Source organism: Nocardiopsis sp. NPDC058631, from assembly GCF_042716955.1.
Classification (GTDB): domain Bacteria; phylum Actinomycetota; class Actinomycetes; order Streptosporangiales; family Streptosporangiaceae; genus Nocardiopsis.
Map to the genome: position 1 here is coordinate 42,793 of NZ_JBHXQY010000005.1, position 14,275 is coordinate 57,067.

7 protein-coding genes are annotated in these 14,275 nt (G+C 66.1%); 5 read left to right on the plus strand and 2 right to left on the minus strand.

The genetic code is table 11. The features are described 5' to 3' along the window. Positions 1 to 270: 270 nt before the first annotated feature. Both ACFWTE_RS03570 and ACFWTE_RS03575 read right to left on the minus strand, forming a co-directional pair. Entirely contained in the window at positions 271 to 459 is a 189-nt protein-coding gene (locus ACFWTE_RS03570) for a DUF397 domain-containing protein (protein ID WP_378777625.1), read from the minus strand. Continuing rightward, positions 456 to 1,310 carry a helix-turn-helix domain-containing protein gene (locus ACFWTE_RS03575; protein ID WP_378777633.1) on the minus strand — a complete coding sequence of 285 codons (855 nt, stop codon included), beginning with the start codon at positions 1,308 to 1,310 and terminating at the stop codon, positions 456 to 458. Before ACFWTE_RS03575 ends, ACFWTE_RS03570 begins: the two co-directional genes overlap by 4 nt. Before the next feature lie 223 nt (positions 1,311 to 1,533). On the opposite strand from ACFWTE_RS03575, the gene ACFWTE_RS03580 reads away from it, so the two are divergent. From ACFWTE_RS03580 to pglZ, 5 genes are all read left to right on the plus strand, one after another. Beyond that, positions 1,534 to 2,100 (plus strand): ATP-binding protein, encoded by a 567-nt coding sequence (locus ACFWTE_RS03580; RefSeq protein WP_378777635.1) that lies wholly within the window; start codon positions 1,534 to 1,536, stop codon positions 2,098 to 2,100. A 515-nt stretch (positions 2,101 to 2,615) separates the two neighbouring features. Then, positions 2,616 to 3,412, plus strand: a protein-coding gene (locus tag ACFWTE_RS03585; protein WP_378777735.1) for an IS5 family transposase whose coding sequence is annotated in 2 segments (ribosomal slippage) — positions 2,616 to 2,958 and positions 2,958 to 3,412 — 798 coding nt in all. Because the reading frame shifts where the segments join, the coding sequence is not laid out codon by codon here. A 179-nt stretch (positions 3,413 to 3,591) separates the two neighbouring features. Next, the gene (gene pglX / locus ACFWTE_RS03590; protein ID WP_378777637.1) at positions 3,592 to 7,311 is read left to right on the plus strand and encodes a BREX-2 system adenine-specific DNA-methyltransferase PglX; all 3,720 of its coding nucleotides are present in this window, start codon (positions 3,592 to 3,594) and stop codon (positions 7,309 to 7,311) included. 310 nt (positions 7,312 to 7,621) lie between these two features. Then, positions 7,622 to 11,428, plus strand: coding sequence for a DUF6079 family protein (locus ACFWTE_RS03595; protein WP_378777639.1), 3,807 nt, complete (start codon positions 7,622 to 7,624; stop codon positions 11,426 to 11,428). Continuing rightward, on the plus strand, positions 11,425 to 14,274 hold the full coding sequence (pglZ, locus tag ACFWTE_RS03600) for a BREX-2 system phosphatase PglZ (protein ID WP_378777641.1): 2,850 nt from the start codon (positions 11,425 to 11,427) through the stop codon (positions 14,272 to 14,274). Before ACFWTE_RS03595 ends, pglZ begins: the two co-directional genes overlap by 4 nt. Position 14,275 lies beyond the last annotated feature (1 nt).

Below are 14,275 nucleotides of genomic sequence, written 5' to 3' on the forward strand. Positions count from 1 at the left end.
GGCAGGAACCCCGGCTTCACCCTGGCACCGGAATTCCCGGACACCCCGGGTAGAGGGGTGAGAGGAAGCGAAGAGCACGCCGCTCACCCGACGGACTCCTCGTGGTCGCGCAGGCCGGTGGCGGTAGATGGGGGCGGAGTCCGCAGGGAAGCGGAAGCGAATACTTCTGACCCAGGGACCACAGCTGACCAAGGCATGGGGCAGGAGGATGCACGACGGCGCCCCTACCCGTGGTGGGCGAGGGCGCCGGACGTGGGGGCAAGCCGAGGATCAGTCTGTGCGGGCGACTCTGAGGAAGGCTTCCCACTCGGCTGAGGGGAAGGGGAAGTGCCCCTTGGCCGGGTTCTTGGAGTCCCGGACGGCCGCACCGCAGGGCAGGTCAGCGACCTCAACACAGTTGTTGTTGACACCGCTGTAGCTGCTCTTGCGCCACATCATCTGGTCGGTCACTGTACTCACTCTTCTAGCTCTTGAACCCGGTGGTTGATAAATTTCAAGGTCTGCGCCGGGGTCATGGAACAACTCTGCGTGCTGCCGAACATGTCGTTGTACGACCTGATCTGGTGGTCTTCTTCAAGAAACATGGTACTTGTGGGGTTCTCCAGGTAGACGATGCTCGCGTCTCTGGGGTCCGGGAAATCCATGATGAGGTAGTTGCCCTCGGTCGAGGTGTGGGCACCTGCGGAGAACGGAAGTACGTAGATGTCAATGTTGTGACGGGCAGCCATATGTGCGAGGTGGCGTAACTGTTCACGCATCACATCTACTGAACCGACCACGCGGTGGAGGGCTCCTTCGTCAAGGATGACCAGGTAGGTAGGCGGGTCCACACGGTTCAGGATGCTTTGGCGTGCGACTCGGGCTGTTACCCGTTGGGTGATTTCGTTGTCGTCCCGGACTCGGTTCGCACGGAAGATCGCATCAGCGTACGCCGGAGTCTGGAGAAGGCCGGGGACCACTTGAGACTCGTAGGTACGGATGGCGCAAGCTTCAGCCTCGAAGTCGACAAGGGTCTGAGGCATGAAGTCCTTGTACAAGGACCACCAGCCCCTCTGCCCAGCCAACTTGGAAAGCTGGTGCATGCTCGCACGAGTGTCGGCATCCTCTACCTCGTAGAGGTCCAGAAGCTTGTCCAGGGTTACGGCCGGGACAGTTTTGGACTCGGCCTGTTCGATCTTGCTCAGGTTGGACTTCCCCATCCCGGCGTGCTTCGCGGCGTCGAAGAGGGTCAGCCCTGACTTGGCTCGCAGGCGCCTGAGCTCTGCGGACAGGCGTCGGCGGCGGACACTGGGGCTGTAGGGAGCGACCATGACTGAAGCCTAACGCAGAATCAAAGTATCAGTGGAATCTACTTGACTCAGTGGATTCCACTGTCTATGTTGAAGATGTAGCCAGTGGCCGGAGTGTCACGCAGAGTTCACTCTGATCAGGCTACGCCGTGCCTCTTCCTCTTACTGGGAAACGCGAAAGCCTCCCGCCTGCGGGCACATCGAACCCCTGTTCCACTCCCACACGCCAAGGAGTCTGTTCGTCATGCCCGTCATCACCCCCGTGCCCCCGCTGCCCGAGGTGACCATCCGGCTCTCCGAGCTGGTCCCGCCGCTGTACCGGCACTACTTCAACGGCCGTCCCGACCGGCCCAACTACAGGGTCCGTCGCTACGACTTCGGGTCCTCCGCCAAGTTCCTTCCGCTGGTTCGCGCCTACCTGAACACGTGCGCTGCCCAGCGGGACGCCGACTACCAGTACCTGTTTTGTCTGCTCGGCACCGAGTTGGCCGCGAACGCGCTGAAGCACTCCAGGTCCGGGCTGCCCGGACGCTCCTACTCACTGCTGTGCGAACGCCACCGTGCTGGTCTGCTGCTCACCTGTCGTGATGACGGAGGGCTCGCCAACCGGAAGTTGGACGTCTACGAGCGGGAGTACCTCACCGTCGACCCCAGTGGTCTCGATCCCCGAGCCGAGTGTGGACGGGGCCTGGCCATGATCGACGCACTCGCCTCCAAGTGGGGAGACAACGGGCGTCCCAACTACCGCAAGGTGTGGTTCTTCCTCGCCTACGACATGGAGGACAGCCTCTGGCCTGACCTCCGGGCGTAGAAGACGGGCTTCGCGGCCCAGAACGTGAGAAGGGCCCAGGAAAGCGCGGCAACGCTTCCCGGGCCCAGGAACCCTGAAACCCACACTGCGAGATGTAAGAAAGCAGGATCAGTGACGCATCCTATCCCCGGATCACGACCGTCCAGTGACCCGATGTACCGCACCCGTCCGACTCCGACCCTGCCCCGACGCCGTCCGCTGGTCGGTCCGGCATGTGTCGAGTGCGAGCATCCTTCGTGCCGCAGGCGGCGAGCCCAGGCTCTGCCCAGGCTGGGTGGCCATCTCGCCGAGTTCTCCCGTGAGCACGCTCGGGCCGCAGCCCTTCAGGCCCACAACCCGCACGTTGTGCTCTGGTTCGGAGAGAGCACCCAGTCCTACTGGGTCGCCACCCCGACCGGCCTGGTCGAGGCCCGGGACCTTGCCGCACTGCTCCTGCTTCTGGACCCCGTGCCTGCCCTGCTCTGAGCACTTAGAGCTCATCTCATTTGGATTCTCGGTAACCTGTGCGCGTGTCGATGGTTGAACGCCTTGTGCCGGATGAGCTGTGGGAACTGTTCCAGCGAGTGGTGCCCGAGGCACCCACGCGTCCCCAAGGCGGCGGACGGCGCAGACACGGGGACCGCCAGGTGCTGGCCGCGATCATTTTCGTCGCGACCAGCGGCTGCACCTGGGCGCAGCTCCCGCCGGTGTTCGGCCCCTCCGGGCCCACCGCACACCGGCGCTTCACCGAGTGGAGCCGGGCCCGGGTCTGGGCCAAGCTGCACCGTCTGGTCCTGGACGAACTCGGTGCCCGCGGCGAGGTGGACTGGTCGCGGTGCGCGATCGACTCGGTCAACATGCGTGCCCTCAAAGGGGGGAGCTGACAGGTCCCAATCCTGTCGACCGGGGCAAGAAGGGCGCGAAGATCCACTTGATCACCGACCGGGCCGGTCTGCCCCTGTCCGTGGCGATCTCGGGGGCCAACACCCACGACAGCCAGGCCCTGCAGCCCCTGGTCCGCGGGATCCCTCCGATCCGGTCCCGCCGCGGGCCGCGGCGGCGCAGGCCCGCCAAACTGCACGGAGACAAGGGATACGACTACAACCACCTGCGCCGCTGGCTCCGAGAACGAGGGATCGTCCACCGCCTGGCCCGCAAGGGTGTGGAGTCCTTCAAGCGGTTGGGCCGGCACCGGTGGCAGGTCGAGCGCACCATGGCCTGGCTCGCCGGATGCCGCCGGCTGCACCGGCGCTACGAGCGCAAAGCCGAGCACTTCCTGGCCTTCGCCGGCATCGCCTGCACGTTGATTTGCTTCCGCAGACTCACCAAATGAGATGAGCTCTTACTGCTGTGGCGGTGGCTGCCTTCCGTGGCGGCAGCTACCGCCACAGGTTCACCACAGCGCGCGAGACCGAAGACAGCCACCATCGTTAGGCGCTTTCGGTCACCAACAGGGGCTTCCAAGCCCGACAATGAGAGGAACCCAGTCCCTCTCGTCGTCTTGGAGCCCTCGTGGTCGATCACGCCCATCTGTTGAAGGACCTACAGAAGCAGGTTCGTCTGCTGGAGACAGACCTGCGGGAACGCAGCGAGGATCCCACAGCGATCAAGGGCATCGGCCCCAACGGTGCCCCCGAGACCTTCGATGCCTTCCTAAAGCGTGAGTACCAGCGGGCCCGGGACGCTGAGCGAATTGCGACCACGGAAGGCGCTTGGCGTGAGGGTCAGGTCACCCAGGCCGCTGTTGCATGGGTTCTGGCAACGGTGTTCGTCCGCTTCTGCGAGGACAACGGCCTCCTGGAACAGCCCTTCATTGCCGGGCCTAAGGACGATCAGGACCGCTTCAGCGTGGCCCAAGAGCTGAAGGATGAGTGGGTTCTTCGGGGCCGCAGTGAGAACCCGAACGCGCCCGAACGCACCGACCGTGACTGGCTGGAGCACGCCTTCGAGCAGATGAGCGTGTCCTCAGTGATGGCTGGGCTCTTCGACAAAAAGCACAACCCGATGTGGACGATCACTCCGTCCCATCAGGCGGCCAAGATTCTGATCGACTTCTGGCGCTCAGTAGGCGACGACGGCCACCTCCTCCACAACTTCACTGATCCTGAATGGGATACTCGGTTCCTCGGTGACCTTTACCAAGACCTGTCTGAGGCCACACGGAAGACCTACGCTCTTCTCCAGACTCCGGACTTCGTCGAGGAGTTCATTCTTGATTACACTCTTGAACCGGCGATCGCAGAGTTCGGGCTCGATGGTAAACGGATCTATCAAACCGAGGACAAAGGCTTTCGGTTGATTGACCCGACCTGTGGGTCGGGGCACTTCCTGTTGGGCGCCTTCCATCGCTTGCTCAACAAGTGGCGTGAGGCGGAGCCTAGGGCTTCTGACTGGGATTTGATCAACCGCAGTTTGAAGAGTGTCCACGGCGTGGACAAGAATCCTTTTGCTGTGGCGATCGCCCGGTTTCGACTCCTTATTGCAGCTATGAAGGAAGGTGGAGTAACTAAGATAAGGAGTAATAATCCGGAATGGACTATCATTGTCGCAACCGGAGATTCTTTGATTCATGGGCGTGATGTTCCGGGGGCTAGGGATCAGCTGTTTGCCGCGAGCGAGGCGCATCATTACGCGACGGAGGATTTTTATGAACACGCACGCCATCAGGATCTACTTAGTGCTCAAAGCTATCATGTAGTCGTTGGCAATCCTCCATATATCACTGTGAAAGATAAGCAGGAGCGGGAGGGTTATAGGGAACGTTACTCTTCATGCTCTGGGTCCTATGCTCTATCGGTTCCTTTTGTCGAACGTTTCTTCAACTTGGCGAAGCGTGCTGGCGGGAATGATCCGGGGTCCGGTTTTATCGGTCAGATTACTGCCAATTCTTTCATGAAGCGTGAATTTGGAAAGAAGCTTATTGAAGAGTTTCTCCGAAACAAGGTGCGGCTCACGCACGTGGTTGATTCGTCGGGGGCTTACATTCCTGGGCATGGGACCCCGACGGTTATCCTAGTTGGCAGAAACGAGCCTAATAGTCACAGGTCGAAAATTCGGGCTATTCGTGGAATTCGGAATGAGCCTAAGCGTCCTGCGGTGGCCTCAGAAGGTCTCGTCTGGAGCGCCATTGCGTCTCAGATTAGCACTCCTGGGAGTGAGTCTGATTGGGTGAGTGTTGGAGATCTCAACTGGGAAGTATTTAAGTCGCATCCGTGGAGGCTTTCAGGTGGAGGGGCGGGAGAATTGGTTGAGAAAATTAAGGCATCCTCTTCTGGTGTCCTCAATTCTCATGTTTATCGCGTAGGCTTCTTTGGTGACACACATTCGGATGAGGCATTTTCTATTCCTGCTTCAGGTTTTCTAGGAAGTTTTGGCGAGAGGAAGCTCTTTGCCAGGCCTGCCCCTCGAGGTGACGAGGTTCGAGATTGGGCATCGACGGCCTCCGAGGCCTTGATTTTTCCGTATGATGAAAACCATGAACTACTCCCTTCTTCCATGCTGGGAAAAGAATTTTTGTCCAGGTTTTGGATGCTCCGCTCTGAGCTTTGGGGTAGGGGAACGTTTGGTGGTGGAACCTACCTATCTTCGGGAAGGGAGTGGTGGGAGTGGCATCAGCTTCCCAAGGATAAAGGTACACACGATTGGTCTATTGCTTTTTCTTTTGTGACTACTCACAACCACTTTAGCCTTTCTCGGGAAAATGGTGTATTTAACCGTTCGGCGCCGGTTATAAAGTTGCCGGAGGGTGTGTCGGTGGAACACTGTCTGGAATTGTTGGGAGTGTTGAATTCTTCGATAGCCTGTTTCTGGCTCAAGCAAGTGAGTCACAATAAAGGACGTCCGGGTGCGGAGCAAGCTGGTGCAGATGAACCATGGGAGCACAGGTTTGAGTTCACATCGACCAAAGTGCAGGATTTCCCAATGTCAAAGGTATTCGCCCTTGGGTGCTCTAGGGAAATTGACAAGCTCGCTCGACAGGTCGCTTCTCTTGAGCCCTTGGCTGTTGCTAGGTCCGCAACTCCGACTGCTGGACGCCTGAAGTTTGCGCGCGCGGAGAGCCTGGCCATGCGCGAGCAAATGGTGGCCCTCCAGGAGGAACTCGACTGGGAATATTACTGCCACTATCATCTCCTTAATGATGCTCAGTATCATGAATTGTGCGTTCTGGATAACGAGCTTCCTAGAATTAAACCAGGTGAGCGGGCGTTTGCCATTGCGATGGCTCGCAGAGTGGCTGTTGGTGATTTCTCCACTACTTGGTTTAGTCATCACAATCATCAGTTCACCCCTGTTACTGAGATCCCCGCGCACTGGCCCGAGGCATACAAGCAGGTTGTGGCCAAGCGCATTGAACTGATCGAGTCCGACAAGAACATCGGCCTGATCGAGCGCCCCGAGTACAAGCGCCGCTGGCAGTCCGAGCCGTGGGAGAAGAAGCAGCAGGCCGCGCTCAAGTCCTGGCTCCTGGACAAGTGCGAAGACCGGCGCCTGTGGTTCACCGCCGACGACTACGGTGACGAACGCGCACGCCCGCTCTCGGTCCGCGCCCTCGCCAACCGAGTACGCGATCTCTTCCCCGAGGTCGTCGAGGTCGCCGCGCTCTACGACTCCAGCAAGGACTTCGCTCAGGTCATCGCGGACATCGTCAAAACCGAGCACGTCCCTTACCTCGCAGCGCTGCGCTACAAGGACACCGGCATGCGCAAGCGCGCGGACTGGGAGCACGTGTGGGACCTCCAGCGTGAAGAGGACGCCCTTAACGCCGATCTGGCCGAAGGCGAGGCGGAGAAGCGCCTCGACATCCCCGTTCCGCCCAAGTACACCTCTGCGGACTTCCGCAAGAACGAGTACTGGTCCAACCGGGGCAAGCTCGACGTGCCCAAGGAGCGCTTCATCTCCTACCTCGGTGCCGAGAACGACTCCGACCCCTCGCTCCTCCTAGGCTGGGCCGGGTGGGACCACGCACAGCAGGCCGACGCCCTGGCCACCCTCGCCCACGAACGTCTCGAACAGGACGGCTGGGCCGAGCAGCGCGACCGGATGGTCCCCCTCCTGGCAGGGCTCACCGAACTACTGCCCTGGGTGAAGCAATGGCACAGCGAGAAGGACGAGTACGGCGACACCCCCGCCGACCACGCCGAAGAGGACCTCACCACCCTGCGCAACACCACCGGCATCACCGAGTCGGAGATGAAGGCCTGGCGTCCGGCGGCGCGGGGCAAGAAGGCCTGACCGGGGGCCGCTCCGGCACCGGTCTCCGGGCCGGAGCGGCACCTCGTCCATGACACCCGTGCGGCCCCGCGGCACCACACCGCGGGGCCGCACCCGGCGCAAGGGACTTTCAGCCCTTGTTCCGGGGCCGGAACCGGCCATCGGGTCACTCCGGTCACCCTGGAAACAGGTGTGTTCAGCCCATATCAGCGGCATAGGCTGGGCACCTGGTCATACGAGGGAACCGCGTACCATCCCCGCCTTCCGGAGCACATTCCCGGAAGTGGTACGCGCCCCCTCACCACAGCAGTCAGAAGGGCACACGGCGACGATGGCGACACCTCCCCCTGGACCGGGCGACGACGCCGGCAGCAGCCGGGTCATCAGCGACCTCATCGAGATCCCCGAGGCCGTCCACGACGGCGACCTGGTCGTCAAGCTCACCGAGAGCACCTCGACCCGCCAGGCCCAGGCCCTCGCCGAGTACGTCGTCACCCCCCAGCTCGCCGAGTCCTTCGACCAGGCGCTGGAGACCATCCGCTCCTCCGTCGTGGACGGCAAGTCCCAGGCCAGCTACTTGCACGGCTCCTTCGGCGCCGGTAAGAGCCACTTCCTCGCCGTGCTCTCCGCGATCCTGGACCACCACCCCGACGCCCGGGGCAAACGCGGACTGGCCGACACCGTCGCCAAGCACGACGGCTGGCTCCAGGGCAAGAAGTTCATCGAGGTCAAGAGCCACCTCATCGGTGAGGAGTCCATCGAGTCGCACGTCCTGGGCGGCTACGTCCGCCAGGTCCGCGCCGAGTACCCCGACGCGCAGGTCCCCGCCGTCTACCGGGCCGACGGGCTCCTGGCCGACGCCCGCGACATGCGCGCCCGCGAGGGCGACGCGGCGTTCATCGCGCAGCTCCCTCCCCGTGAAGCCAAGGCCGAGAGCACCGGGGGCGCCGAGGACGCCGGATCCTGGGGCGCCTTCGGCGGCCCCGCGACCTGGACTCCCGAAACCCTCGACCGGGCCTTCGCGGTCGTCCCCGAGACCGCCGACGACGCCGACCGCGCGCTGCGCGACGACCTCGTCAGCGCGCTGATCGCCGGACCCTTCAAACGCTTCACCGAGGCCGTCGGAGACTCCAGCAGCGCCTACATCGGCATGGACGAGGGCCTGGCCGTCATCAGCCGCCACGCCCGGGAACAGCTCGGCTGCGACGCCGTCATCCTGCTGCTGGACGAGCTGATCCTGCGCTTCACCGCCTTCATCGGCGACGAGGGCCGCATCAACTCCGAGATCCAGAAGATCGCCAAGCTGGTCGAGTCCTCCCAAAGCCACCGGCCCGCGCCCATTATCAGCTTCGTGCCGCGCCAGCGCGACCTGCGCGACCTCGTCGGACTGGGCGGGGGCACCGAGGGCGTCTCCCAGACCATCAACTACTGGGACGGGCGCTTCGGCCACATCAAGCTCGCCGACGCCAACCTCACCGAGGTGGTCCGCCACCGCCTCATCAGGCCCCGCAACGACGATGCCGCGAGCGAGATCGACGCGGCCTTCGAACGCATGACCCGCACCCGCCCCGAGGTCCGCGACGCCCTCCTGGACAGCGAGGGCGGCGACACCAGCACCTGGGAGGACTTCCGCAAGCTCTACCCGTTCAGCCCCGCCCTGCTGCACGTCATGGTGGACCTGTCCGGGGCGCTCCAGCGCCAGCGCAGCGCGCTCAAACTCCTGCTGCAGCTCCTGGTCCAGCACCGCTCCACCCTGCCCGTGGGGCAGATGGTGCCGCTCGGCGCGGTCTTCGACGTCCTCTTCGACGGCGAGGAACGCCCCTTCACCGACAAGTTCAGCGTCGAGTACGCCAAGATCCGCACCTTCTACCGCACCAAGGTCCGCCCCTGGCTGCTCAACCGCAACGGGACCAGCGAGGCCGAGGTCCACGGGCTCGACGTGCGGGCACCGTTCCGCCGCGAGGACCTGCTGGTCAAGACCCTGCTGCTGAGCGCGCTCACCCCCCACGTGCCCGCGCTCAAGGACTTCACCGCAGGCCGGGCCATCGCCCTCAACCAGGGCATCGTCAAGGCCCGCCGCAGCGGCCAGGACGTCGCCGCCGTCACCCAGTTCTTCAAGGACATGGCGGCGCAGTTCGGCGAGATCCGGGTCGGGGACCAGGCCAGCGACCCCACGGTCTCCCTCAACCTGCTGCGGGTGGACACCGAGTCGCTGATGCGCACCGCCTACTCGGCGGCCAACGACCACGCACTGCGCCACCTGTTCAAGCGCCTGCTCTGGAAGGAGCTGGGCCTGGACGAGGGCGCCGCGCGCACCCACGTCGTCTGGCGCGGCACCCAGCGACTGGTCGAGATCACCTTCGGCAACGTGCGCTCGGAGGACATGGGCCGCGAGGAGTTCCAGCCCGAGCACGCGCACGCCGTGCGGATCGTCCTCGACTACCCCTTCGACGAGGACGGCAAGACCCCGGCCGAGGACCGCACCCGGGTCCAGAAGCTGCGCGAGGAGTTCGCCACCCCGCCCGCCACCCTGGTCTGGCTGCCCACGTTCCTGTCCCCGCGCAGGCTCGAGGACGCCCGCCGCGTCCTGATGATGGAGTACCTCCTCCAGCCCGACGTCATCGAGGAGAAGGCCCCCGACTGGAGCAGTGACGACCGGCGCGACGCCCGTGCCCAGCTCGACAACCAGCGCAACCAGCTCACCGCGCAGATCAGCGGGCTGATGCGCGGCTCCTACGGGCTGGTGGAGACCGGCCAGGACAGCACGGACTACGACGCGTTCGCCGACCGCCACATCGAGCCGCTGCCGCCGTCGCTGACCGTCCCGCTGGAGGCGGGCAGCCAGTTCCCGGCCGCACTGGAGCGCGTCACCCGCAAACTCCTGGACCACCTCTACCCCGAACACCCCGACTTCTCCATCGGCACGGGAAAGACCCCGGTGCGCAGGCCCGACCTGTCCACGGTCCTGAGCGCCGTCGAGGCCGCCAAGGCCGAGAAGCTGCACAACCACACCCCGGCCAAGACCGACCTTCCCGCGCTGCGCAGGATCGCGGACCCGTTGGAGATAGCCAAGGTCACCGAGGTGTTCGTGCTGCGCGACGAGTGGGTGCGCAGGCTCGACCACTACGCGCGCGTCAATCAGGCCGAGACCACCGACATCCGGGTCAGGGACCTGAAGCGGTGGATCCGCGACCGCGAGGACGGCCGGGGCCTGCCCGAGGACGTGGTGGACCTGCTCGTGCAGGTCTACGCCATCCAGTCCGACCGGGCCTGGATCCGTGCCGGCAAGCGCTACACCGGGGTCGGCTTCGGTCAGCTCAGCGACGACATCGTGCTCCGCCGACAGGAGCTGCCCTCCCAGGAGGACTTCGACCGCGCCAACGAGCGGGCCGAGAAGGTCTTCGGCCTCACCCGCCAGCCCGTCCTCAACGCCCGCGCCGTCCAGCGCATGGCCGAACAGCTCAAGGAGCAGGCCCAGCGCAAGCAGGCGCCCACGGAGCACCTGGTCAGGCAACTGACGGCGCACAGCGACATCCTCGGCCTCGACGAGGAGGCCCCGCGCCTGCGCACCGCTCGCGCCACCGACGAGCTGCTGGGGCGTATGCGCGGCCTCACCGACGACACCGCGCTGGTGAGCGTGCTGGGACAGGCCGACCTGCCCGAGGAAGGGGCGGTGTACAAGGCCGGCGTGGACGGAGCGGACAGCCTCGCCCAGGCGCTGGCCGCCGCCCAGTGGGACACGCTGCGCGCCCTTACGCAGATCGCGGGCACGGGGGGCACTGACGCGAGGAAGGCCGAGCAGACGCTGGCCGACCTGCGCGAGGCGGCCCGCCACAACGCGCACAGCAAGAACCTGGCCACCGTGCTCAGCGCCGCGAACCGGGACGCCGTGGCCCTGCTGGTCAGCAGAGCCAAGGCGAAAGACCCGGTCGACCCCCCTCTCCCGCCGCCCCCCGTGGTGGTTGACCCCGACCTGCCCGACCCGGTCGGTGACGACACCCCGGACCCTGACCGCAACGACGGCTGGCTGCGCGTGGAGGCCGACGGTGATGTCGCCACCGCCGTGGATAGGCTCCGCGAGAAGCACGGCATCGCCCCGGACGCCGACATCGAGATCACCATCCGGGTGGTCAAGTGAGTGCCGCCGCCCCTTCGGGGGGCACCACCGAGGCCGGTCCCGCACTGGGCCGGGTCAACGAGGAGGCCGTCGCCGGAGCCCTGCGCCGGGCGATCGAGGCCGACCAGCAGCGTGTCGAGAAGGGCCGCCCGGCCTCGGGGACCCGCGCCCTCGCCCTGTCCGCCGACCCGCACTGGGACGGGCCCGACACGATCACGGTCCCCCACGAGGGCACCGACCTGAAGGTCCGCGTGGTCGGCACCGACAGCGTCCTGGCCGCCGTACGCGAGCTCAGCCGCCCCCAGGACGACACCGACTACCTCGTCATCCTCACCCCGCGCGAGCCCGACGAGTTCGGGGAGGCGCTCCTGGGCCGCTTCCTGGGTGAGGACGTGGTCCGCGTCAACAACTGGGAACTGCTCGCCGCCGACCTCAGGGTGACCGGCATCGACCCCCGGCTGTACTCGCGCCACTGGGGCTGGCTCGCCGACACCCTCCGCGAGATCCGCGCCACCCGGCAACTGCGCCTGGGCGCCGGCGTGCTCAAACTCGAACAGGCCCTGTCCATCGCCGCCTCCGTGCGCTTCGGCCGCGAACCCGGTGAGCAGATCGACGCCGCCGCGCTGCTGGAGTGGAGCCGCGACCCGGACGCCGTCTACGCCTTCAACCGCCTGCACGAGGACGAGCGGGACGCGCTCCGCGCCGAACTGGAGGAAGGCCTGGGAGCCGTGCCCCGCGTGCTCTTCCGCCTGCTCGACCGGGACCTGGTCCTGAACGCGGTCCCCGTCGGGCTGGCCCTGGCCGAACTCACCGAGGCGGCCGCAGAGGACCGGTCCGCCGACAACGCCCTGATCAGGGCCCAGGAACGCTACTTCGGTGCCCCCCAACCCACGGCCGCGGACGTGGAAGCGTTCGGACTGGCCTGCGTCGCCGCACTGCTGCGCCTGCTCGACGGCCACGACCAGGACCAGGCCTCCGAGACGATCCACCGGGCCGAGGAACTCCTCGACCAACTCGACGCCGCCCCCGTGGCGCGGGCCAGCCGCCTCCTCGACGCCGGCCTGCACGCACGCCTGGCAGACCTGGGACAGCAGGTCAACCTAGCCCTGGGCGATGCCCAGGCCGACACCGCCGACCTCCTGCCGCTCCCGCAGGACCTGCGCGAGGTGGAGGCCGCACTGGAACGGCTGCGCGGCCACCGCCGCCACGACCCGGACTCCGACCAGGGCCGGGCCGCGCTCAACGCCGTCCGGCTCCTGCGGCGCCTGGCCTCCGCCACCGCGGACCGCCCCATGGGCAACGACACACCCACCACCGCGCGGCGCTGGATCCAGGCACACGTCGACGACACGGGCTGGGTGGACCGGGCGGCCTCCGTCCTCTGGCACTCCCACACCGCTATCCCCGCACTGGACCAGGCGGTGGAGCGCCTCTACACCCGTGTGCGCCGCTGGCGTGCCACGACCGACGCCCTCTTCGCCACCGTCGTCAACAGGTGGAACAGCGGACACTCCTCCACCGACCCCCAGCCGCGATCCGAGAACCTCCTCGACCACTTCGCCCGCCCCCTGGCCGCCGAACGCGCACCCCTGGTCATCGTCCTGGACGGGATGAGCGTCGAGGTGGCCGTCCAGCTCGCCGAGGAGATCAACGCCCGAGGCCGCCTCTCCGAGATCGGCCGGGGCACCGAGGACACTGCGGGGCGCGAGGGCGCGCTCGCCACCGTCCCCTCCACCACCAACTACTCGCGGGCCTCACTGCTCAGCGGACGCCTGACCACCGGGAAGCAGGACACCGAACGGGCGGGCTTCGCCGCACTGTGGAACACGGCCGGCTTCGGCCGGCGCAAGGCCGTCCTGTACCACCAGCGCGACCTGGAGACCGGGGCGGGCCTGCACCTGCCCCTCAAGGTGCAGGCCGCCCTGGACGACACCGACACCGCGGTCGCCGTCGTCCTCAACACCATCGACGACGCCCTGGCCAAGGGTCGCGAGACCGACAGCCCGACCTGGACCCTGGCCCAGGTCGGCAAACTCTCCAGCCTGCTCGACGCCGCGGCCAGGGCGGGCCGCCCCGTCCTGCTGACCTCCGACCACGGCCACGTGTGGGACCGCAGGGAGTCGCACAGGGGCCAGGCGGGGGAGTCCGCCCGCTACCGCACCGGTGAGGCCGGGGACGGCGAGGTCGTGGCCACCGGCGAACGGGTCCTGTTCGGTGACGGCCGCCTCGTGGTGCCCTACCGCGAGGACATCCGCTACACCGACCGCAAGGAGGGCTACCACGGCGGCTTCTCGGCCGCCGAGATGGTCATCCCCGTCCTGGTGTTCCTCCCCGTGCCCGAACACGCGCCCAAGGGATGGGTCCGGCTCAACCCGACCCTGTTCGAACCCGGCTGGTGGACTCAGGCACAGGAGGGCGCCGCCGAGGCGCCCGCGCCCCGGACGCCGCCCGCTGCCACGGGCAGCAGCGGACGCAGGGCCGCCAAGCGCGTCCCCGACGCACAGGCGCCCGCACTGTTCGGGGACGAGGACCTGGCGCCGAGCACCCTGGGCGCCAAGGTCGTCGACTCCGCCCAGTTCAAGGTCAGCGCCGGGCGCACGCCCCGCGCGCCCTCGGCCCAGGAGATCGCCGCCGTCATCGACGCCCTCGTGGCCGTCGGCGGAGCCAACCCGCGTCTGCCGGTCGGCGTCGCCGCGCGGGCCGCGGGCAAGCCGGAGGCCGCCCACCGGGCCGTGCGCTTCCTGAAGATGGTCGGCAAGGTCCTCAACGTGGAGGCCTACCCCGTGCTCACCCTGCCCGACGGCGAGCGCGGCGCCGAACTCAACGTGGCCCTGCTCCAGCAGCAGTTCCTGAACGGAGGCAGCTGAG